Source organism: Streptomyces sp. NPDC002018, assembly GCF_042890865.1.
In the GTDB taxonomy this organism is placed as follows: Bacteria; Actinomycetota; Actinomycetes; order Streptomycetales; family Streptomycetaceae; genus Streptomyces.
This window is the reverse complement of sequence record NZ_JBIASO010000006.1, coordinates 284896-307082: the sequence shown is the minus strand read 5'-3', so window position 1 is coordinate 307082 and position 22187 is coordinate 284896. Positions and strand designations below refer to the sequence as shown.

18 protein-coding genes are annotated in these 22187 nt (G+C 70.2%); 10 read left to right on the top strand and 8 right to left on the bottom strand.

Going from position 1 to position 22187, the window contains the following annotated elements; genetic code table 11:
• The first annotated feature begins 5 nt into the window (after window positions 1-5).
• From nuoL to nuoN, 3 genes are read left to right on the top strand one after another with little or no spacing between them, the layout of a single operon-like run.
• Window positions 6-1901, top strand: coding sequence for an NADH-quinone oxidoreductase subunit L (nuoL, locus tag ACFYYH_RS12690; protein WP_388549473.1), 1896 nt, complete (start codon window positions 6-8; stop codon window positions 1899-1901).
• A 6-nt stretch (window positions 1902-1907) separates the two neighbouring features.
• A complete protein-coding gene (locus ACFYYH_RS12685; protein WP_388549472.1) occupies window positions 1908-3512 on the top strand; it encodes an NADH-quinone oxidoreductase subunit M in 1605 nt (534 codons plus the stop codon).
• The gene (gene nuoN / locus ACFYYH_RS12680) at window positions 3509-5161 is read left to right on the top strand and encodes an NADH-quinone oxidoreductase subunit NuoN (RefSeq protein WP_388549469.1); all 1653 of its coding nucleotides are present in this window, start codon (window positions 3509-3511) and stop codon (window positions 5159-5161) included. Before ACFYYH_RS12685 ends, nuoN begins: the two co-directional genes overlap by 4 nt.
• Window positions 5162-5295: 134 nt before the next feature.
• Here the strand turns inward: nuoN and fahA are convergent, their stop codons facing one another.
• Window positions 5296-6519, bottom strand: coding sequence for a fumarylacetoacetase (fahA, locus tag ACFYYH_RS12675; protein ID WP_388549466.1), 1224 nt, complete (start codon window positions 6517-6519; stop codon window positions 5296-5298).
• Window positions 6520-6985: 466 nt separating this feature from the next.
• Between fahA and ACFYYH_RS12670 the strand changes: the two genes are divergently transcribed.
• The 4 genes from ACFYYH_RS12670 (at window position 6986) to ACFYYH_RS12655 (ending at window position 11697) form a co-directional block, all read left to right on the top strand.
• Window positions 6986-7996: a polyprenyl synthetase family protein gene (locus tag ACFYYH_RS12670; protein ID WP_388549463.1), complete on the top strand. Its 1011-nt coding sequence runs from the start codon at window positions 6986-6988 to the stop codon at window positions 7994-7996.
• A gap of 346 nt (window positions 7997-8342) precedes the next feature.
• Window positions 8343-9578, top strand: coding sequence for an outer membrane lipoprotein carrier protein LolA (locus ACFYYH_RS12665; RefSeq protein ID WP_388549460.1), 1236 nt, complete (start codon window positions 8343-8345; stop codon window positions 9576-9578).
• Between the two features lie 111 nt (window positions 9579-9689).
• A complete protein-coding gene (locus ACFYYH_RS12660) occupies window positions 9690-10703 on the top strand; it encodes an ATP-binding cassette domain-containing protein (protein ID WP_388549457.1) in 1014 nt (337 codons plus the stop codon).
• 121 nt (window positions 10704-10824) lie between these two features.
• Window positions 10825-11697, top strand: coding sequence for an ABC transporter permease (locus tag ACFYYH_RS12655; protein ID WP_388549701.1), 873 nt, complete (start codon window positions 10825-10827; stop codon window positions 11695-11697).
• Between the two features lie 108 nt (window positions 11698-11805).
• Here the strand turns inward: ACFYYH_RS12655 and ACFYYH_RS12650 are convergent, their stop codons facing one another.
• On the bottom strand, window positions 11806-13191 hold the full coding sequence (locus tag ACFYYH_RS12650; protein ID WP_388549454.1) for a M28 family metallopeptidase: 1386 nt from the start codon (window positions 13189-13191) through the stop codon (window positions 11806-11808).
• Window positions 13192-13402: 211 nt separating this feature from the next.
• Window positions 13403-13627 (bottom strand): hypothetical protein, encoded by a 225-nt coding sequence (locus tag ACFYYH_RS12645; protein WP_388549453.1) that lies wholly within the window; start codon window positions 13625-13627, stop codon window positions 13403-13405.
• Window positions 13628-14168: 541 nt separating this feature from the next.
• Between ACFYYH_RS12645 and ACFYYH_RS12640 the strand changes: the two genes are divergently transcribed.
• Together ACFYYH_RS12640 and ACFYYH_RS12635 are read left to right on the top strand one after the other, a co-directional pair.
• Window positions 14169-14411 (top strand): hypothetical protein, encoded by a 243-nt coding sequence (locus tag ACFYYH_RS12640; RefSeq protein ID WP_388549450.1) that lies wholly within the window; start codon window positions 14169-14171, stop codon window positions 14409-14411.
• A complete protein-coding gene (locus tag ACFYYH_RS12635; protein WP_388549447.1) occupies window positions 14404-15243 on the top strand; it encodes a DUF2637 domain-containing protein in 840 nt (279 codons plus the stop codon). Before ACFYYH_RS12640 ends, ACFYYH_RS12635 begins: the two co-directional genes overlap by 8 nt.
• Window positions 15244-15340: 97 nt before the next feature.
• Here ACFYYH_RS12635 and rarD read toward each other — a convergent pair whose 3' ends face one another.
• Both rarD and ACFYYH_RS12625 read right to left on the bottom strand, forming a co-directional pair.
• Window positions 15341-16387 carry an EamA family transporter RarD gene (gene rarD / locus ACFYYH_RS12630; RefSeq protein ID WP_388549445.1) on the bottom strand — a complete coding sequence of 349 codons (1047 nt, stop codon included), beginning with the start codon at window positions 16385-16387 and terminating at the stop codon, window positions 15341-15343.
• Between the two features lie 181 nt (window positions 16388-16568).
• Window positions 16569-17429 carry an SDR family oxidoreductase gene (locus ACFYYH_RS12625; RefSeq protein ID WP_388549442.1) on the bottom strand — a complete coding sequence of 287 codons (861 nt, stop codon included), beginning with the start codon at window positions 17427-17429 and terminating at the stop codon, window positions 16569-16571.
• 157 nt (window positions 17430-17586) lie between these two features.
• On the opposite strand from ACFYYH_RS12625, the gene ACFYYH_RS12620 reads away from it, so the two are divergent.
• Window positions 17587-17925: a winged helix-turn-helix transcriptional regulator gene (locus ACFYYH_RS12620; RefSeq protein ID WP_388549698.1), complete on the top strand. Its 339-nt coding sequence runs from the start codon at window positions 17587-17589 to the stop codon at window positions 17923-17925.
• A 49-nt stretch (window positions 17926-17974) separates the two neighbouring features.
• Here the strand turns inward: ACFYYH_RS12620 and ACFYYH_RS12615 are convergent, their stop codons facing one another.
• From ACFYYH_RS12615 to ACFYYH_RS12605, 3 genes are all read right to left on the bottom strand, one after another.
• Complete coding sequence (locus ACFYYH_RS12615; RefSeq protein ID WP_388549440.1) at window positions 17975-19033, bottom strand: 2-oxoacid:ferredoxin oxidoreductase subunit beta; 1059 nt, start codon at window positions 19031-19033, stop codon at window positions 17975-17977.
• Window positions 19026-21005, bottom strand: a complete 1980-nt coding sequence (locus ACFYYH_RS12610; RefSeq protein WP_388549438.1) for a 2-oxoacid:acceptor oxidoreductase subunit alpha — start codon at window positions 21003-21005, stop codon at window positions 19026-19028. Before ACFYYH_RS12610 ends, ACFYYH_RS12615 begins: the two co-directional genes overlap by 8 nt.
• A gap of 348 nt (window positions 21006-21353) precedes the next feature.
• Complete coding sequence (locus ACFYYH_RS12605; protein WP_388549436.1) at window positions 21354-22025, bottom strand: LuxR C-terminal-related transcriptional regulator; 672 nt, start codon at window positions 22023-22025, stop codon at window positions 21354-21356.
• Between the last annotated feature and the right edge of the window lie 162 nt (window positions 22026-22187).

Below are 22187 nucleotides of genomic sequence, written 5' to 3'. Positions count from 1 at the left end.
GAATCGTGGAGAACTTGATCGCGCTGCTCATCGCGGCGCCTCTACTGGGAGCCGCGGTCCTCCTCTGCGGGGGCCGCCGGCTCGACCGTGTGGGCCACTGGCTCGGCACGCTGCTGGCCGCGGCGTCGTTCGTGACCGGCGTGGTGCTGTTCACCGACATGCTCGGCAGGAGCGGCGACGGACGTACGCTGCACCAGCACCTCTTCAGCTGGGTTCCCGTCGAGAGCTTCCAGGCGGACATCGCCTTCCAGCTCGACCAGTTGTCGATGACCTTCGTCCTGCTGATCACCGGTGTGGGCACACTGATCCACATCTACTCGATCGGGTACATGGAGCACGACGAGCGGCGCCGCCGCTTCTTCGGCTATCTGAACCTGTTCCTGGCGGCGATGCTCCTGCTGGTCCTCGCCGACAACTACCTCCTGCTGTACTTCGGCTGGGAGGGCGTCGGTCTCGCCTCGTACCTGCTCATCGGGTTCTGGCAGCACAAGCCCAGCGCGGCCACCGCCGCGAAGAAGGCCTTCCTGGTCAACCGCGTCGGCGACATGGGTCTGTCGATCGCCATCATGCTGATGTTCACCACCTTCGGGACCTTCGCCTTCGGTCCGGTCCTGGGCTCCACCGGGGACGCCTCCGAGGGGAAGATGACGGCGATCGGCCTGATGCTGCTGCTCGCCGCGTGCGGCAAGTCGGCCCAGGTGCCGCTCCAGTCGTGGCTCGGTGACGCGATGGAGGGCCCGACCCCGGTCTCGGCCCTGATCCACGCGGCGACGATGGTGACCGCGGGCGTGTATCTGATCACCCGGTCCGGTGCCATCTTCAACGCCGCCCCGGACGCCCAGTTGGTCGTCGTGGTGGTCGGCGCGGTGACGCTCCTCTTCGGTGCGATCGTCGGTTGCGCGAAGGACGACATCAAGAAGGCCCTCGCCGGGTCCACGATGTCGCAGATCGGCTACATGATCCTGGCGGCGGGCCTCGGCCCGATCGGCTATGTCTTCGCGATCATGCACCTGGTGACGCACGGCTTCTTCAAGGCCGGGCTCTTCCTCGGGGCCGGTTCGGTCATGCACGGCATGAACGACGAGGTCGACATGCGGAAGTACGGCGGTCTGCGGACCTACATGCCGGTCACCTTCGTGACCTTCGGGCTCGGCTATCTGGCGATCATCGGCTTCCCCGGTCTGTCCGGGTTCTTCTCCAAGGACCTGATCATCGAGGCGGCCTTCGCCAAGGGCGGCACGCAGGGCTGGATCCTCGGCTCCGTCACGCTGCTCGGCGCCGCGATCACCGCGTTCTACATGACCCGCGTGATGCTGATGACCTTCTTCGGCGAGAAGCGCTGGCAGCCCGACGAGAACGGACACCAGCCGCATCCGCACGAGTCCCCGAAGTCCATGACCATTCCGATGATCATCCTGGCCTTCGGCTCGGTCTTCGCGGGCGGGTTCTTCGCCATCGGCGAGCGGTTCGTCCACTGGCTGGAGCCGGTCACCGGCTACCACCACGGAGAGCCGCCGGTCAGCGCGGCGACCGTCACCGGGGCCACCATGGTCGTCCTGGCGATCGGGGTCGCGCTCGCCTGGGTGATGTACGGACGCCGGCCGGTCCCGGTGACCGCCCCGCGCGGCTCGCTGCTCACCCGGGCCGCCCGCCGCGATCTCCTCCAGGACGACTTCAACCATGTGGTCCTGGTCCGCGGCGGCGAGCACCTCACCCGCTCGCTGGTCTATGTCGACCACACCCTGGTCGACGGGGTGGTCAACGGCACCGCCGCGTCGTTCGGCGGGCTCTCCGGCCGGCTGCGCAAGCTGCAGAACGGCTACGCCCGCACCTATGCGGTCTCGATGTTCGGAGGTACGGCAGTGCTCATCGCCGCGACCCTGTTGATGAGGGCGGTGTAACCGGATATGTCGTTCCCTCTTTTGACGGCCACGGCGGCGCTGCCCGCGCTCGGCGCGATCGCCACGGCGGCCGTCCCGGCCGCCCGGCGCACCGCCGCCAAGTGGCTGGCGCTGGTCTTCTCCCTCGCCACGCTGGTGCTGGCCGCCCTGGTCGTGGTCCGCTTCGAGCCGGGCGGCGCCCGGTACCAGCTCACCGAGTCGCACGCCTGGATCGCCGACTTCGGGGTGCGGTACGAGCTGGGCGTGGACGGCATCGGGGTGGCGCTCCTCGCGCTGACCGCGCTGCTGATCCCCTTTGTGATCCTGGCCGGCTGGCATGACGCCGACCCGCTGGAGGACGCCCGCCCGAACCGCCGCTGGCGGCCGACCCAGGGCTTCTTCGCGCTGATCCTGATGGTCGAGGCGATGGTGATCCTCTCCTTCGAGGCCACCGACGTCTTCCTCTTCTACATCCTGTTCGAAGCCATGCTCATCCCGATGTACTTCCTCATCGGCGGCTTCGGGGACCGGGCGGCCCCCGCCCAGTTCGCCGCCACCACGGCGGGCGGCGGGGACGAGGCGGCGGCGACCCAGCGTTCGTACGCGGCGGTCAAGTTCCTCCTCTACAACCTGGCCGGCGGCCTGATCATGCTGGCCGCGGTCATCGGGCTCTATGTCGTCGCGGGCACCTTCTCGCTCTCCGAGATCGCCGAGGCGCGGGCCAACGGCTCCCTGTCGATCGCGACCAGCACCGAGCGATGGCTCTTCCTCGGCTTCTTCTTCGCGTTCGCGGTGAAGGCGCCGCTGTGGCCGCTGCACACCTGGCTGCCCAACGCCATGGGCGAGTCCACCGCGCCCGTCGCCGTACTGATCACGGCGGTGGTCGACAAGGTCGGCACCTTCGCGATGCTGCGCTTCTGCCTCCAGCTCTTCCCCGAGGCGTCCACCTGGGCCACCCCGGCGATCCTGGTGCTGGCGCTGATCAGCATCGTCTACGGAGCGCTGCTCGCGGTGGGCCAGCGCGACATCAAGCGGCTGATCGCCTACGCGTCCATCTCGCACTTCGGCTTCATCATCATGGGCATCTTCGCGATGACCAGCCAGGGCCAGTCGGGCGCCACGCTCTACATGGTCAACCACGGGATCTCGACGGCCGCGCTGATGCTGGTGGCCGGGTTCCTGATCACCCGGCGCGGCTCGCGGCTCATCGCGGACTACGGCGGTGTGCAGAAGGTCGCCCCGGTCCTCGCGGGCACGTTCCTGATCGGCGGTCTGGCCACGCTCTCCCTGCCGGGGCTCTCCCCGTTCGTGAGTGAGTTCCTGGTCCTGGTCGGCACCTTCAGCAGATATCCGGTCGTCGGCATCATCGCCACCGTCGGCATCGTGCTCGCCGCCCTCTATGTCCTCGTGCTCTACCAGCGCACGATGACCGGGCCGGTGAAGGCCGAGGTCAGGACGATGCCCGATCTGAGGATCCGGGAGCTGGTGGTCGTCACCCCGCTGATCGCGCTGCTCCTCTTCCTGGGTGTCTACCCGAAGCCGCTCACCGAGATCGTCAACCCGGCGGTGGAGCACACGTTGTCCGACGTACAGCAGTCCGACCCCAAGCCCGAGGTGGAGGCCGCCCCGTGAGTGCGACAGTCGTCCACAGCCTGTGGACAACGGCGGCGGCCGACGGGATCGACAAGATCCCGGCCCCGACCATCGAATACGCCCAGTTGGCGCCGACCCTGATCGTGGCGGGCGCCGCCGTCCTGGGGATCCTGATCGAGGCGTTCGTCCCTCGTAAGGGGCGCTACTACGCCCAGGTCTTCCTCTCCGTCGTCGCCCTGGCCGCCGCCTTCGCGGCGGTGGTCGCCCTGGCGGCCGGCGGATACGGCACGACCAAGAAGCACCTCGCGGCCATGGGCGCCATCGCCGTCGACGGCCCGGCGCTCTTCCTCCAGGGCACGATCCTGCTGGCCTCGATCGTCGCCGTGTTCACCTTCGCCGAGCGCCGGCTCGACCCGGAGTCGCACGGCAACCGGCTCGACTCCTTCGTCGCGCAAGCCGCGGCCGTGCCCGGCAGCGAGAGCGAGAAGTCCGCGGTCAGGGCCGGGTTCACCACCACCGAGGTGTTCCCGCTGGCCCTGTTCGCCGTCGCGGGCATGCTGGTCTTCCCGGCGGCCAACGATCTGCTGACGCTCTTCATCGCGCTGGAAGTCTTCTCCCTGCCGCTCTATCTCCTGTGCGCCCTCGCCCGCCGCAAGCGGCTGATGTCGCAGGAGGCCGCGGTCAAGTACTTCCTGCTGGGCGCCTTCTCGTCGGCCTTCCTGCTCTTCGGGATCGCCCTGCTCTACGGTTACGCGGGCTCCGTGTCGTACGCGCGGATCGCGGAGGTCGTCGACGGCACCGTCCAGAACATCAGCCCGACGCTCGCGGACACCATGGGCAACGACGTGCTGCTGCTCATCGGCGGCGCGCTTCTCCTGATGGGGCTGCTCTTCAAGGTCGGCGCGGTGCCGTTCCACATGTGGACGCCGGACGTCTACCAGGGCGCCCCCACCCCCGTCACCGGCTTCATGGCGGCGGCGACCAAGGTGGCGGCCTTCGGCGCGCTGCTGCGGCTGCTGTATGTCGTCCTGCCGGGGCTGAGCTGGGACTGGCGGCCGGTCATGTGGGCCGTCGTGATCGTCACCATGCTGGGCGGCGCGATCGTCGCGATCACCCAGACCGACATCAAGCGGCTCCTGGCGTACTCGTCCATCGCGCACGCGGGCTTCATCCTGGCCGGTGTGATCGCCGCGACGCCCGAGGGCATCTCGTCCGTCCTCTTCTATCTGGGCGCGTACTCCTTCGTCACGATCGGCGCGTTCGCGGTCGTCACGCTGGTACGGGACGCGGGCGGCGAGGCGACGCACCTGTCCAAGTGGGCCGGGCTCGGGCGGCGTTCGCCGCTGGTGGCGGCGGTCTTCGCGGTCTTTCTGCTCGCCTTCGCCGGTATCCCGCTGACCTCGGGATTCTCCGGGAAGTTCGCGGTGTTCAAGGCGGCGGCCGACGGCGGCGCGGGTGCGCTGGTGGTGGTCGGTGTGATCGCCTCCGCGATCGCGGCGTTCTTCTACATCCGGGTCATCGTGCTGATGTTCTTCAGCGAGCCGAGGCCCGAGGGCCCCACGGTCGCGGTGCCCTCGGCGCTGACGAGCGTGGCGATCGGGGTCGGTGTGGTGGTCACGCTGGTGCTGGGGGTGGCTCCGCAGTACTTCCTGGATCTGGCGAGCCAGGCCGGGGGCTTCGTGCGCTAGCGCCTCGCGGCCGCCGTACGGGCGCGGCCGCTGTACGGGCCACCGTCCCCGTACGGGCCACCGTCCCCGTACGGCGGCTCCATGGACACGACAGGGCCCGGCACCTCACCGAGGTGCCGGGCCCCGCGCGTGGGTCATCCGGAGACGATCCGGCCCGTCACCTCGCCGAGTCCGACCCGGGTGCCGTCGGGGCCCGGTGCCCAGGCCGTCAGGGTGACCTCGTCGCCGTCCTCCAGGAACGTCCGCTTGCCGTCGGGCAGTTCGAGCGGCTCGGTGCCGTTCCAGGTGAGTTCCAGGAGCGAGCCCCGCTCCTCGCGTGCCGGGCCGCTGACCGTACCGGACGCGAAGAGGTCGCCCGTACGGAGCGAGGCGCCGTTGACCGTCATATGGGCCAACTGCTGGGCCGCCGTCCAGTACATCGTGGAGAACGGCGGCTCCGAGACCACCTGGCCGTTGAGGGACACCGTGATCCGCAGATCGAAGCCGCCCGGCTCCTCGTCGTCCGCGTCGTCCAGATAGGGGAGCAGCGCTTCGGTACGGGCCGGGGGCGCCACCCGGGCCGCGTCCAGGGCCTCCAGCGGGGTCACCCAGGCCGAGACGGAGGTGGCGAAGGACTTCCCGAGGAACGGGCCGAGCGGTACGTACTCCCAGGCCTGGATGTCGCGTGCCGACCAGTCGTTGAGGAGGGAGAGGCCGAAGACATGGTCGCGGAAGGACGCCGGCTCCACCGCCGTGCCCCGCCGCGAGGGCGTCCCGACGACAAAGCCGACCTCCGCCTCGATGTCGAGCTTGCCGGAGGGCCCGAAGACGGGCGCCGGGTCGGACGGCGCCTTGCGCTGGCCCGAGGGGCGCACCACCTCCGTACCGGAGACGACGACCGTGCCGGCCCGGCCGTGGTAACCGATCGGAAGGTGCTTCCAGTTGGGGGTCAGCGCGGCACCGTCGGGCCGGAAGATCCGGCCCACATTGGTGGCGTGGTGCTCGCTCGCGTAGAAGTCGACATAGTCCGCGACCTCGTACGGCAGATGCAGGGTGACGGCGCCGAGCGGGTGGAGCAGGGGCTCTATGTCCGCGCGGTGCGCGGGGACCGTGACCCACGCGGTCAGGGCGCGGCGTACATCGCGCCAGGCCGTGCGCCCGGCGGCCATCAGGGGGTTGAGGCTCGGACGGTCGAGCAGCGCCGCGTACGGGGAGCCCAGGGCCTTGGCCGCCGCCCCCGCGTCGAGCACCTGATCGCCGATACGGACCCCCAGCCGGCGGCGGTCGGGCTCGTCGGCCGTGGAGAAGACTCCGTACGGCAGGTTGTGCGGGCCGAAGGGGTCGCCCTCGGCCGGTACGAGCGGGCTCTGCTCGGGCATTGGTGCTGCCTCGCTTTCCGGATCGATGCAGGACACGTTACGTCGGCGTTGCCCCGCCGCGGCAGTGGTGAAAAGCCTGATCAGTCGCGAAAGCGCGGGGTGTACCCGACGGGTGGGCGACCGTACCCGCGGTAGCCCCGGACGGGCGCCCTCCCGGGGCCCCGGCGGTCCCCGGCGGGCCCGCCGGGGACCGTCCGGCCGAGACGGGGGCCCGGGGGAGTCGCCGGCGCCTGAGCGGGCAGACGCCGACAGACGCCGACAGACGGCGGCTGTCCCCTGTTCGCCCGGGTGTCGGTCGCCGTTCCGGACAAAACGACTGCTCCCGGTCGTATGACTGATCCCGAACATACCGGCGGTGCCGGGAAGGCGCCCATGGTGATCGAAAGGCGACCGGATACGCTGACTTGAGTGATGACAGCGACACATCGACAATCCGTGTGATCGTCAGCAGACAGGAGTACCTCTCGTGACCGTCGTCGGGCCGTTCGGGCTGAGCGTGCGGGACCAGGCTCTTGAGGCCGATGTCCAGACCGGACTGGCGGCTGTCGAGGCGGGGCTGCTCGAAGCCACCAAGAGCGAGGTGCCCTTCATCACGGAGGCCGCCCAGCATCTGGTACGGGCCGGCGGCAAACGGTTCAGGCCGCTGCTGGTGATGCTCGCGGCCCAGTTCGGTGACCCGTACGCGCCCGGGGTCGTGCCCGCGGCCGTGGTCGTCGAGCTGACGCATCTCGCGACGCTGTACCACGACGACGTGATGGACGAGGCGGAGGTCCGCCGCGGGGTGGACAGTGCCAACGCCCGCTGGGGAAACTCGGTCGCCGTCCTCACGGGTGACTTCCTCTTCGCCCGCGCCTCGCACATCCTGGCGGACCTGGGCCCCGAGGCCGTCCGTGTCCAGGCGGAGGCGTTCGAGCGGCTGGTGACGGGCCAGATCCTGGAGACGGCGGGACCGCGTGACGGACGCGATCCGGTCGACCACTACCTCGATGTCGTCGGCGGCAAGACGGGCTCGCTGATCGCCGTCTCCGGCCGGTTCGGCGCGATGATGTCCGGCGCGGACGAGACCGTCGTCGACATCCTGACGCAGTACGGGGAGCGGCTCGGCGTCGCCTTCCAGCTCGCCGACGACGTCCTCGACATCGCCAGCGACTCCCACGAGTCGGGCAAGACCCCCGGCACGGATCTGCGCGAGGGCATCCCGACGCTGCCGGTGCTGCTGCTGCGCGCACAGGCCGCGGCCCACGGGCTCCCGGACGATCTGGCACTGGTCGAACTGCTGGACGGCGACCTGGCGGACGACGCGCGGCACGCGGAGGCACTGCGCCGGCTGCGGGCGCATCCGGCGCTGGAGCAGGCGCGGCGCGACACCGTGCGGTACGCGGAGGAGGCGCGGGCGGCGCTGACGCCACTGCCGGAGTGCTACGCGAAGTCGGCGCTCGTGGAGCTGTGCGACGCGGTGGTCCACCGCGCGGGCTGACCGCGCGAGCTGACCGTGCGGGCTGACTGTGCCGTCTGGCTGTGCGGGCTGACGGGCCCTCATCGCCCGGGATCACTCCGGTGGTGGGGGTGGCCGCCGCTGTTGAGACCCTCCCCGGCACCCTCCCGAGTGGATCACCGGGCGGTCCCCTACGGGGCGGAGGAGGCATCTCATCCGAATGTCATCCCATAGCAGTACGGGAAGTTGCTCCCGGGGTCTGACGCTTACTGCGGGCCGATTTGGTCAGATGGACAACACCACTCCTGACCAATTCGGGTGAGAATGGCGGCGCGGAGTGGACGAGTGCAGAGGACGGAAGGCCGCCGACCACGGAGGTAGGGCACACATGGCACCGAACGACAGCGCACAGGCCACCGAGGAGGACAGGGAGCCCCGCGCGGGCCGTCGTATGGCGGCGCGTTACGCGGTCCCTGTCGCGGTGGCGGGGGTGGCTGCGGCGACCATCGGGCTCGTCCCGGCACTCGCCGCGAGCGGAGATCCCGAACTGCCGAAGATCAGCGCGCAGGAACTCATCGAGAAGATCGCCGCGTCGGACACCGAGCGGCTCTCGGGCTCGGTGAAGATCACCACGGATCTGGGGCTCCCCTCGCTGGGCGGCCTCGGATCCGCGGCGGGCAGCACCTTCGCCCCCCAGGGCGGCGCGGGCGCGAGCGGATCCACCGCGGACCCCAACGCCAAGCTGATGGAGCTGACCTCCGGCACGCACACCCTGCGGGTCGCGGCGGACGGCCCCGACAAGCAGCGGGTCTCGATCCTGGACGACGCGGCCGAGTACAGCCTGATCCGCAACGGCGGCGAGGTCTGGGCCTATGACAGCGCCACCGACGAGGCGTACCACGCCACCTCCCCGAAGGACGGGAAGAAGGGCACGCACCAGCGCGGCGATGGGCACGCGGGCGCCAAGGGCGCGCCGGCCACGCCCCAGGACTTCGCGGAGGAGGCGCTGAAGGCCTCGGCCGGCACCACCTCGGTGACGGTCGACGGGACGACCCGGATCGCCGGGCGTGACGCCTACCAGCTTCTCGTCAAGCCCAAGCAGGCCGGTTCGACGGTCGGCTCGATCAAGATCGCGGTCGACGCGAAGACCGGCACCCCGCTCAAGTTCACCCTCACGCCGAGCAGTGGCGGCAAGGCCGTGGTCGACGTCGGCTTCACCAAGGTGGACTTCGCCAGGCCCGCCGCCTCCACCTTCGACTTCACGCCTCCCAAGGGCACGAAGGTGACCCGGGACGACGACCACAAGGCGCCGAAGATCCCCGAGGCGGACACGGACGCCTTCACCGAGTCCGGCGGCGGGAAGGTCATCGGCAAGGGCTGGAACGCCGTCTACGAGCTGACGACCCCGGGCGGCGCGGACGTGCCCTCGGCGGCGTCGGGCGAGCTGCCGGCCGAGGCGCAGTCGTTCCTCGACGCGCTGGGCGACAAGGCCACCGGGAAGTTCGGCTCGGGCACGGTCTACAAGACCCGTCTCGTCAACGCTCTGCTGACGGAGGACGGCAAGGTCTATGTCGGCGCCGTGACGAAGGACGTGCTGGTCAAGGCGGCCAACGAGGCCAAGTGACCCGTTGAAGGACCGCCCCGTCGTACGGTGTGTGCGGCGGGGCGGAACGCTGACCGGGGCCGGTCCGTTCCTCGAAAGGGTGCCCGACGCGTACGGGAACGGAGGAGCGGGATGACAGCCGTCACCGGGACAGAGCCCGGCGGGCCCGGCGTACCGGGCGCGCTCGGCGCTCCCGGCGTGCCCCGGGTGATCGAGACACACGGACTCACCAAGCGCTTCCGCGGCGGACAGCTCGCCGTCGACCACCTCGATCTGACCGTGCCCGCCGGGAGTGTCTTCGGCTTTCTCGGCCCCAACGGCTCGGGCAAGACGACCACCATCCGGATGCTGATGGGGCTGATCCAGCCGACCGCCGGCTCGGCCACACTCCTCGGCCGTCCCGTGCCGCGCGCGGCCCACGCCGTACTGCCGCAGGTCGGCGCGCTGATCGAGGGGCCCGCGCCGTACGGATATCTGACCGGCCGGGACAATCTCGTGCGGTACGACTCGGCGGATCCGACGGCCGATCCCCGCACCCGCCGCGCACGGGTGGCCGAGGCCCTGGACCGGGTCGGGCTGACCGCGGCCGCGGGCAAGAAGGCGAAGGCGTACTCCCTCGGGATGAAGCAGCGGCTCGGGCTCGCCTCGGCCCTGCTGCGACCGCGCCGGCTGCTGGTGCTCGACGAACCCACGAACGGGCTCGATCCGCAGGGCATGCGCGAGATCAGGACCCTGGTGCGGGAGCTGGCGGCGGACGGCACGACCGTCTTCCTCTCCTCGCATCTCCTCGACGAGATCGAGCAGGTGTGCACGCATGCCGCCGTGATGGCCCGGGGACGGCTGATCACGCAGGGGACGGTCGCCGAGCTGGCGGCCGGGACCCGGGGCAGGCTGGCCGTCACCACCCCCGACCCGGGCGAGGCCGCCCGGGTGCTGAAGGAGCTGGGGGTGGTGGGAGTGACCGTGACGGACGACCGGGTGAGCGGGGAAGTGCCGACGGGCGAGGGAGAGCCGGTGGACCCGGCGGACCTGAACGCCGCGCTCGTGCGGGCCGGGGTGCGGGTGCGCTCCTTCGGGATCGAGCATGTCTCGCTGGAGGACGCCTTCGTCGCGCTGACCGGGGAGGGATTCGATGTCGCCGGCTGAGGGCGGAGCGGGCTCCGTGACCGGCGGCGAGGCCGTGACCGATGCCGGGGCCGACACTGTGACCGGAGCCGGAGCCGGAGCCGAGGCCGTGACCGATGCCGGGGTGGCGGGCGCGGCGGATATGCCGTCGGACGGGGTCCCGGGCCGCGCGTCCCGGCTGTGGTGGACGCTCGGACTGTTCCGCTCCGAGCTGACCCTCACCTTCCGGCGCTGGCGCACCCTCGCGCTGCTGGGGGTGCTGGCGGCCGTCCCGGTGCTCATCGGGGTCGCCGTGCGGATCCAGACGAGCGACAGCGCGGGCTCGGGCGGCGGCCCGCAGGGCGGTCCCGCCTTCCTCACCCAGATCACCAACAACGGACTCTTCCTGGTCTTCGCCGCGCTCGCCGCCACCCTGCCCGTCTTCCTGCCGATGGCGGTCGGGGTGGTCGCGGGCGACGCGATCGCGGGCGAGGCCGGCGGCGGCACCCTGCGCTATCTCCTGGTCGCTCCGGCCGGCCGGACCCGGCTGCTGCTCGCCAAGTACGCCTCCACGGCGGCCTTCTGCCTGGTCGCCACGGTGACCGTGGCGGTCTCGGCCCTTGCCGTCGGCGCGCTGCTCTTCCCGCTGGGTGATGTCACCACCATCTCGGGCACCCGGATCCCGTTCGGGGACGGGCTGATACGGGCCCTGCTGATCGCGGTCGTCGTGGCCGCCTCGCTGACCGGGCTCGCGGCGCTGGGGCTGTTCGTCTCCACCCTGACCGACAGCGGGATCGCGGCGATGGCGACGACCGTGGGACTGGTGATCACGGTCCAGATCCTGGACACGATCCCGCAGTTGCACGCGATACAGCCGTATCTCTTCCCGCACTACTGGCTGTCTTTCGCGGATCTGCTGCGTGAGCCGGTCCGCTGGGACGAGATCGTCAGAAACCTGGGGCTCCAGGCGCTGTACGCGGCCGTGTTCGGCTCGGCAGCCTGGGCACGGTTCACCGCGAGGGACATCACGGCCTGACTGTCCGCCCGGACGCCGGTGGCCGGTGCGTCCGGGCAGACAGGGGACTCCAAAGGGTCAGGAACTCCGAACGGGTTCAGGAACTCCGCAGGGGTCGGGCCGGGGGCGTCAGAAGGTCAGCCGCCAGCTGTTGATGTATCCCGTGTCCTGGGCCGCGACATCCTGGACCCGGAGCCTCCAGACACCGTTGGCGGTCTCGGTCGGTGTGTTCACCGTGTAGGTGGCGATCACATTGTCCGCGGAGTCGCTGCTGCTGGAGTTCTTCAGCCGGTACGCCGTACCGCTCGGGCCGACCAGGTCGATGACCACGTCACCGCGCCAGGTGTGCTTGATGTCCACGTCCACCCGCACCAGCGGGGCGCCGCCCGTACGGCCCGAGACGGTCACCGACGAGGTGACGGCGGCGCCGTTGTCGGGGATGGTGACATCCGTGAGGTTCTCGTAGACCGTGCCGGTGGGCGGCGGCACGCTGGCGGCCGACAGCGTCCAGACCGCGTGGGCGACGGCGTCGCTGTTGCGGTCGAGCGCGGTGTCGTTGATGTTCGCCGTCGAGTCGCAGGAGGAGTGGTAGCAGCGGTCGAAGGCCTGCCCCGAGGTGCCGCCCCACTTCTGTGCCTGGGCCGCGGTCTTGATGTAGTCGGCGCCGCTGAAGAGCCCGCCGACGGGGACGCCCACGTTCTTGAACGGGGCGTGGTCGGAGCGGCCGTCGCCCTCGGTCTCGATCTCGGTGGAGACACCGAGCCCCGCGTAGTAGTCCTTGAAGGTCTGCTCGATCGTCGGGTCGTCGTCATAGACGAAGTACCCGGCGTTCGGGGAGCCGATCATGTCGAAGTTCAGATAACCGCTGATCTTCGCGCGGTCGGCGGTCGGCAGGTTGTTGACGTAGTACCGGGACCCGACCAGACCCAGTTCCTCGGCGCCCCACCAGGCGAAGCGGAGGTGCTTGGCCGGCTGGAGCTGGGCCCGCGAGACGGCGAGCGCGGTCTCCAGAATGGCCGCGGAGCCCGAACCGTTGTCGTTGATGCCCGCGCCCGAGGTGACCGAGTCCAGATGGGAGCCGGACATGAGGACCTGATTCGGGTCACCGCCCGGCCAGTCGGCTATCAGGTTGTAGCCGGTGGCACCGCTGGAGGTGAACTGCTGGACGGTGGTGGTGAATCCGGCCGCGTCCAGCTTGCCCTTCACGTAGTTGACGGAGGCCAGATAGCCGGCGCGGCCGTGGGCGCGGTTGCCGCCGTTGGCGGCGGCGATCGACGAGAACTGCGTCAGATGCGCCTTGACGTTGGCGAGCGGGATGTCCGGGGCCGCGAGGACGGCCGCGGACGCGGACTGCACGGGTCTCAGAGAGGTGACGGGGGCCGCGGTCGCACTCGGCGCGGTGGCGGCGACCAGACCGGCGAGGGCCAGCCCGACGGGCAGGGCGACGCGGGCCGATATCGCGGGAATGCCGGGTATGGCCGATATTCGGCGCACTCCGGGAACGGAGAGTTTCATGTGGGGGCTCCGGATTCCGTACGGGGACAGGGACGGAACGTGCGAGACGCCCCACGGCGACTGTGGCGCGGGGCGTTGGAGCTGATGGTGCGCTGTGCGTGCTGAATGGTGAGTGAGAGCCTGACTCACCGTCAAGGGCGCCTACCGGTCACGGGTGTTCGCTGAGCGGATCCGGGGCGCTCGGTTCCAGGTGGGATCCCGGTGAGAGGTCTCAGGGAACCTGGTGGATGAAGAGGGCGCCGCAGGCGTGGCAGAGCGGCTGTCCGGCCGGGGTGCCCCATGCGTCCGCCGACTGGGTGAGGGCGTCCGCGTCCAGGTCCCGCCCGCACAGCCCGGTCGTCTCGTCCAGCCGGGTCATGTGCCACACCTCCAGCCGGGGGTACCGGTCGCGGGGCGACGAGCCGTCCGCGTACTCCGCGCGCATTTCGTACTGCATGCCGTATCTCCTGACCGGTGCGACAACCCGCGGCACCGCACCGGTGGCGCGGGAGGCGGGGGCGGGGGACCGGGGGAACAGAACCAGCAATGTCCGCGCCGAAGGGTGCCCGCCGCGCCGCCGTGGCACGAATGGGCGCCGACGAATCGATTCTGCGTTCAGCCGTTCGGCGGTGTGGCCGTGTCCTGACAGCGCTTGGACGCGATGACCACCGTGCGGGTGAAGTCCATCACAGGTGCGTTACGCCGAGTTCGAACCCCTTTTGCGCGCACCGCTGCCGGTCCGGGGGCGGTGTCGATTCCTGCTGGATTCAGTCAGCCGTGTGATCGGATACGACCATCACCTACCGTCCTCATGGCGATATCGACCCGGGCGGGCCGTTAGGCCGATGGTCATTTTCGCGCGCTCCGGGCGTGCGATCGGCAACGGTATGGTCATGTGTTGATGGGTCACTCTATTGCCGGGCATCTGCCAGAAGGTGTTCGTTCGTTTACCGCGTATGACGTCAGCGAATTCGCATTCTTGGCCCATTAGTTGGAGCTTGGGAACCGGCGCCGTCGGCGTGGTCGGATCCCCCGTGGACACGGAGCGGGAGGGCGACGCGAGACCGACGGTGCACACCGTCCGTCTGGTGGGGCCTGACCAGTGCGGGGATCTGCTCGACGAGTTCATGCGGGCCATGGACCGTATCGAGGACGGATTCCACCGCCATATCGGAATGCCGGCGTCCAGGGCCGCCGCTCTCGGTTCCGACGGTGGACCGGGACAGGTGTGCCATGCATGATCACGCCGATTTCCATGATCCGCACTACATTCGTTTCGCCGAGTCCAGGGAGCCCTATGGGACGGACCTGTCGGAGGGGATCGGTTCTCCGCAGGAGCACGGCGGCTATCCGGATCCCGGTGCCTTCGTGGAATCCGGCGGGTATCAGGACCCCGGCGCCTACCGGGATTCGGGCCTCTATCCGGAGCCCGGTTTCGATCCGGTCCTGGACACGATCAGTCTTGAGGAAGGACTCGCCCAGCTTCTGCGCGCGTCGGCCCCCGACGGTGTCCCGGCCCCCGCCTCGACCCCCGTCCCGCCGCCGGTGCCCGTACCGCGCCCGCGCTCCCGCAACCGCCGCAAGCCCAAGGAGCCGCGCTGGCGTGCGGGGACCTGGGTGAGGGTGTTCAGCCTGCTGCTGTCCGCGCTGACGGCCGCCGCGGTCACGGTGATCAGCGCCCTGGGCGCGAGCGTCTCGTACCACCCGCTCGAAGACATGGCGCTGACCGTCGCGCCGCCCGGACTGGCCCACTGGTGGCCGCTGCTGGTCTTCGGCCCCTGGCTGGTGGCGACGTTCTCCATCCTGCGTTCCGCGCTGCACCGCCGCAGGATCACCCACCCCTGGCTGATCCTGCTGCTCTTCTCCTCCGTCGCCGTGGCCCTGTGTGTGAGCGCCGCCCCCAAGACGCTCCCCGGAATCGCGGTGGCCGCGCTGCCCCCCATCTCGGCCTGTGCGTGCCTGTACCAGTTCATCCGGCAGATCGCGCTGACCCGCTTCCCCGAGCCCCGGCACACCACCACCCCGACCACCCACCGTTCCGTGCCCCGTCGGCGGCCTGTCGCCAAGAGGTGACCGGGGGCGGACGGTGTCGGCCCTCTTGCCTCTTCCCTGGTGCGCCGCCGCTCGTTCTGTCCTGAACGCACAGAGAATTCCTGCCCTCGGGGGGAGGTCAGGTCGCCGGTTCGCGACGGCCCGGGTCCTGCGCCGACAGTGCCGGTTCTGAGGACGACGGAGCCGGGGGCGCCGGTTCCGGGGACGGGACGGCCGGGGCCGCCGGTGGAGCCGCGGCGGCGGCGTTCGCCGCGAGCCGCAGTGCCTTCGCCCTCGCCCTCGTGCGGCGGGCGTTGCGCAGCGCGTCCCAGGTCAGGATCGCCAGTGCCAGCCAGACCAGTGAGAAGCCCGCCCACCGCTCCGGGGGCATCGCCTCGTGGAAGTAGAGGACTCCCAGCAGGAACTGGAAGACGGGGGCCAGATACTGGAGCAGCCCCAGTGTCGACAGCGGTACCCGTATCGCCGCCGCGCCGAAGCAGACCAGCGGCAGGGCGGTGACCACACCCGTCCCGGCGAGCAGGGCCATCTGTCCGGTGCCCTCGCTGCCGAACGTGGCCGAGCCCGACGCGCCCAGCCACACCAGATAGCCGAGCGCCGGCAGGAAGAGGACCGCGGTCTCCGCCGCCAGCGACTCCAGACCGCCGATGTTGATCTTCTTCTTGATCAGCCCGTATGTCGCGAACGAGAAGGCCAGGACCAGCGAGATCCACGGCGGCTCCCCGTATCCCACGGCCAGGACCAGTACGGCGGCGAAGCCGACGAAGACCGCCGTCCACTGGGCGGGCCGCAGCCGTTCCTTGAGCAGCAGGACGCCCAGGGCGATCGTCACGAGGGGGTTGATGAAATAGCCGAGCGAGGCCTCCACGACCCGGCCGGAGTTGACCGCCCAGATGTAGAAGCCCCAGTTGAGGGAGATGGTGACGGCGGCCACGGTGATGAGCCCCAGCTTGCGGGGCCGGCGTATCAGCTCGGTCACCCAGCCCCAGCGGCGCAGGGCCAGCAGCCAGAGTGCGACCACGCCCGCCGACCAGACCATCCGGTGGGCGAGGATCTCCGTCGCCCCGGCCGGTTCGAGCAGCGGCCAGAAGAGCGGGACCAGCCCCCACATCCCGTAGGCGCCGATCCCGTACAGCAGTCCGCTCCGCTGCTCGCTGTTCGCCTTCACTGACCCTCCCGGCCCCGACCGTCCCTCACCCCGTTCCGCCACGAAGGTAGCGCCGCGCGGGGCCCTGTGTCATTCCCGTACCGTCATACGGTCATGACAGTACGGGGCGGCGCGGGGCGGTACGGAGACGGTACGGAGGCGTCACGGGGGGTACGGAGGGCGTACGGCCGGTGAGGGGGCGTCAGGCCTTGAGCGCCTCGGCGACCGTGTCGGCGAGCGGGGTCGTCGGCCGTCCGGCCAGCCGCGCCAGATCGCCGGTCGTGCGGGCGAGCAGTCCCCGCGCCGTCGCGCGGTCCACGTCCACGAGGATCGCGGCGAACGGCTCGGGCACTCCGGCGCCGGTGAGGATCTCCAGCCGGGTCTCGGCCGGCACGTCGTTGTACACGATGGTCCTGCCGGTCTGCCGTGACAGCTCCGCCGCGTACTCCGCGAACGACCACGCCGTGTCACCGCTCAGCTCGTACACCGCGTTGAGATGGCCGTCGCCGGTCAGTACGGCCGCCGCCGCCGCGGCGTAGTCCGCGCGGGACGCGGAGGCGATCCGGCCCTCGCCCGCGTTGGCGACGACGGCGCCGTGCTCCAGCACGGGAGCGAGGTTCTCGGTGTAATTCTCGGTGTACCAGCCGTTGCGCAGGAAGGTGTACGGCAGCCCGGACTCCAGGATGAGCCGCTCGGTCACCTGGTGCTCGGCCGCCAGCTCGAAGTCGGCCTCGGGGCCGCCCAGCACGCCCGTGTACGCGAGCTGGGCCACGCCCGCCGCCCGCGCGGCCTCGATGACGGCGGTGTGCTGCGGCACGCGCCTGCCGACCTCGCTGCCGGAGATCAGCAGCACCCGGTCGCCCGCGTGGAAGACGCCGGCCAGTGTCTCGGGGCGGTCGTAGTCGGCGACGCGCAGCTCGGCACCGAGGGCCGCCAGGCCCGCCGCCTTCTCCTCGTTCCGTACGACGGCCGTGATCCCGCCGGCCGGGACATCGGCGGCGAGCAGGGCCTCGACGACCAGTCGGCCGAGGTGTCCGGTGGCTCCGGTGACAACGATGCTCATGGGGGGTTTCTCTCCAGTTCGTACGCGTTTACGACGTTCATCGGTTTCGTACCGCTCCGACGCTCACCCTAGGGGCTGCACTAACCGAGGGAAAGTACCCACTTTGAAGTAAGGTACTGGTGTGACCGTAACCAGCGCGCCGGACGTCAACCGGCAGATGTGTCCCTCCCGGCTGGTCCTGGAGCATGTGACGAGCCGCTGGGGCGTGCTCGTCCTGGCCGCCCTGCTGGAGCGCTCGTACCGCTTCAGCGAACTGCGGCGCGAGGTCGGCGGCGTCAGCGAGAAGATGCTCGCGCAGACGCTCAGGACCCTGGAGCGCGACGGCTTCGTCCATCGCGAGGCCCAGCCCGTCATCCCGCCGCGCGTGGACTACACGCTGACCGGACTGGGCAGGGAGGCCGCCGAGCAGGTCTGGGGGCTGGCCCGCTGGGCCGAGCGGCGGCTGGACGAGGTGTTCCTGGCCCGCGAGACATACGACAAGGCCCGGACCTCCTAGAGGAGGAGATCCGGGCCTCGGACGCGCGACGCGCCCGGCCGATGGCGGCTCAGCCGACGACGGTCCAGGTGTCGCCGCCCGCGAGCATCGTGGACAGATCGCCCTTGCCCTGCTGTTCCACGGCCCTGTCGAGCTGGTCCGACATCAGGGTGTCGTAAACCGGCCGTTCGACACTGCGCAGCACACCGATGGGCGTGTGGTGCAGGGTGTCCGGGTCCGCGAGCCGCGACAGCGCGAACGCCGTGGTGGGGCTCGCCGCGTGCGCGTCATGGACGAGGATCCGCGACTCGTTCTCGGGCGTGACGGCCACGACCTGGAGATCTCCGCTGGCGGGGTCCCTGACCACGCCCTTGGAGCCCTCGGCGCCGAAGCGGATCGGCTGCCCGTGCTCCAGCCGGATCACGGCCTCCTCCGCCTGCTGCTTGTCCTTCAGGACGTCGAAGGCGCCGTCGTTGAAGATATTGCAGTTCTGGTAGATCTCGACCAGGGCCGTGCCCGGGTGGTCGGCGGCCTGCCGCAGCACCTCGGTGAGGTGCTTGCGGTCGGAGTCGACCGTACGGGCCACGAACGACGCCTCCGCGCCGATCGCCAGCGACACCGGGTTGAAGGGCGCGTCGAGCGAGCCCATCGGCGTCGACTTGGTGATCTTCCCGACCTCGGAGGTGGGGGAGTACTGGCCCTTCGTCAGTCCGTAGATCCGGTTGTTGAACAGCAGGATCTTGAGATTGACGTTCCTGCGCAGCGCGTGGATGAGGTGGTTGCCGCCGATGGAGAGCGCGTCACCGTCGCCCGTGACGACCCAGACCGACAGATCGCGGCGCGAGGTGGCCAGTCCGGTGGCGATCGCGGGGGCCCGGCCGTGGATGGAGTGCATCCCGTACGTGTTCATGTAGTACGGGAAACGGGAGGAGCAGCCGATGCCGGAGACGAAGACGATGTTCTCCTTGGCCAGGCCCAGTTCGGGCATGAAGCCCTGGACCGCGGCGAGGACCGCGTAGTCACCGCAGCCGGGGCACCAGCGGACCTCCTGGTCCGACTTGAAGTCCTTCATGGACTGCTTGGCCGCGGCCTTGGGCACCAGCGTGAGCAACTCGTTCGCATCAGACATCGATGGCCTCCTTGAGAGCCGTGGCGAGCTGCTCGGCCTTGAACGGCATGCCGTTGACCTGGTTGTACGAGTGCGCGTCCACCAGGTACTTCGCCCGCAGCAGGGTGGCGAGCTGGCCGAGGTTCATCTCCGGCACCACGACCTTGTCGTAACGCCCCAGAATCTCGCCGAGGTTGCGCGGGAAGGGGTTGATATGACGCAGATGGGCCTGCGCGATGGGTGTGCCGCCCCTGCGCAGCCGGCGGACGGCGGCGGTGATCGGGCCGTAGGTGGAGCCCCAGCCCAGCACCAGCGTGCGGGCGCCGTCCGGGTCGTCGACGGTCACATCGGGGACCTCGATACCGTCGATCTTCGCCTGGCGGGTGCGCACCATGAAGTCGTGGTTGGCCGGGTCGTACGAGATGTTGCCGGTGCCGTCCTGCTTCTCGATCCCGCCGATCCGGTGTTCGAGACCGGGGGTCCCGGGCACCGCCCAGGGCCGGGCCAGGGTCAGCGGGTCGCGCTTGTACGGCCAGAACACCTCGGTGCCGTCGGCCAGTTCATGGTTGGGTCCGGTCGCGAACCGCACCCGCAGATCGGGGAGTTCCCCGGTCTCGGGGATCCGCCAGGGCTCCGAACCGTTGGCCAGATAGCCGTCGGAGAGCAGGAAGACCGGGGTGCGGTAGGTCAGCGCGATCCGGGCCGCCTCCAGGGCGGCGTCGAAGCAGTCCGCCGGGGTCCGCGGCGCGATCACCGGAACGGGGGCCTCGCCGTTGCGCCCGTACATCGCCTGGAGCAGGTCCGCCTGTTCCGTCTTGGTCGGCAGACCGGTGGAGGGACCGCCGCGCTGGATGGCGACGACCAGCAGCGGCAGCTCCAGCGAGACCGCCAGCCCGATCGTCTCCGACTTGAGCGCCACACCGGGGCCCGAGGTCGTGGTGACGGCGAGCGAGCCGCCGAAGGAGGCTCCGAGCGCGGCGCCGATGGCGGCGATCTCGTCCTCGGCCTGGAAGGTCCGTACGCCGAAGTTCTTGTGCCGGGACAGCTCGTGCAGGATGTCCGAGGCGGGGGTGATCGGGTACGAGCCCAGATAGAGCGGCAGCTCCGCCTGGTGGCCGGCGGCGATCAGCCCGTACGACAGGGCCAGGTTCCCGGAGATGTTGCGGTAGGTGCCCGCCGGGAACGCGCTGTCGGCCGGGGCGACCTCGTAGCTGACCGCGAAGTCCTCGGTGGTCTCGCCGAAGTTCCAGCCCGCGCGGAACGCGGTCACGTTCGCCTCGGCGATCTGCGGCTTCTTGGCGAACTTGGCGCGCAGGAAGCGCTCGGTGCCCTCGGTCGGCCGGTTGTACATCCACGACAGCAGCCCGAGCGCGAACATGTTCTTCGAGCGCTCGGCCTCCTTGCGGGAGAGCCCGAACTCCTTGAGCGCCTCGATCGTCAGCGTCGTCAGCGGTACCGGGTGGACCTGGTAGCCGTCGAGCGAGCCGTCCTCCAGCGGCGAGGTCAGATAACCGACCTTGGCCATCGGACGCTTGGTGAACTCGTCGGTGTTGACGATGATCTCCGCGCCCCGCGGCACATCGCCGATGTTCGCCTTCAGGGCGGCCGGGTTCATGGCGACCAGGACGTTCGGCGCGTCGCCCGGGGTGAGGATGTCGTGGTCGGCGAAGTGGAGCTGGAACGACGAGACACCCGGCAGGGTCCCGGCGGGCGCCCGGATCTCGGCGGGGAAGTTCGGCAGCGTCGACAGGTCGTTCCCGAACGACGCCGTCTCCGAGGTGAACCGGTCACCCGTGAGCTGCATCCCGTCCCCGGAGTCGCCCGCGAAGCGGATGATGACCCGGTCCAGACGGCGGATCTCCTTCTCGCCCGTGCTTTCCCGGCCCTCGTACCCGGACAGCGGGGCAGGCCGTCCGAGGACGGTGCGCGCGCTCCTGCCCGCGTCGTCGGCCTCATCGGCATGCTCTGCTGGGCTACTGACCTGGCTGGTCACTGAACTGGACCTCCCTCGAGGCGGCGGCTCGGGACCGGCCGGGCGCCCGGCAGTCCCGAAGGCCACCCTACGTCGGTAAGGGTCGCCTTCCCTTGGCCGATCGTATGATGGACGCATATCTGAGATGAACTGACGTGCCGGTTTGCCATAGTTTGCCCGCCCCCGTTTTTCTCCTCGACGTCGCTCGGTTCTCATCCTTTGGTACTACGTCCTGCTCGGGACTCGGTCGGGTCCGCGGACGGCCGGGGCCGTGAGCGGGACCGGCCGGCTCCGCGAGGGAGACCGGCCGTCCCCGCGGGGAGACCGGCCGTCCCTGCGGGGAGACCGGCCGTCCCTGCGGGGACGTGGTCAGTTCCGCAGATACGTGAGCACGGCCAGGACCCGGCGGTGATCCCCGTCACTCGGGGAGAGCCCGAGCTTCTGGAAGATATTGCTGACGTGCTTCTCGACCGCGCCGTCGCTCACGACGAGTTGTCTGGCGATCGCGGAGTTCGTCCGTCCCTCGGCCATCAGACCGAGGACCTCCCGTTCCCGGGGGGTCAGTCCGGCCAGCACGTCCTGTTTCCGGCTCCGGCCCAGAAGCTGGGCCACCACCTCGGGGTCCAGCGCGGTGCCGCCCCTGGCCACCCGTACGACGGCGTCCACGAACTCACGGACCTCGGCCACCCGGTCCTTGAGGAGATAGCCCACGCCCCGGCTGCTGTTGGCCAGCAGCTCGGTCGCGTACTGCTCCTCGACGTACTGGGAGAGCACCAGCACCCCGATCCCCGGATGGTCCCGGCGCAGCCGCACCGCCGCCCGTACCCCCTCGTCGGTGTGGGTCGGCGGCATCCGTACGTCCGCGACCACCACATCGGGCAGGGCGTCCCGGTCCGCCAGCTCGCCCACGGTCTTGATCAGCGCTTCCCCGTCACCGACACCGGCGACGACGTCGTGCCCCCGGTCGGTCAGCAGCCGGGTCAGGCCCTCCCGGAGCAGCACCGAGTCCTCGGCGATGACCACCCGCACCCTGTCCTCCACGACCCTGTAGCCCCCACTGTCCGTCGATGTCCGTGTCCGTCCGGCACCCGCGCGTCCCAGCATCCCAGCATTCGGATCGGTCCGCGCCCACGTACGACGAAACAGGACAGTCATGTGCGGATGCCTCCCGGGGAGGGGCACCCCGGGAGGCCTCGCTCCTAC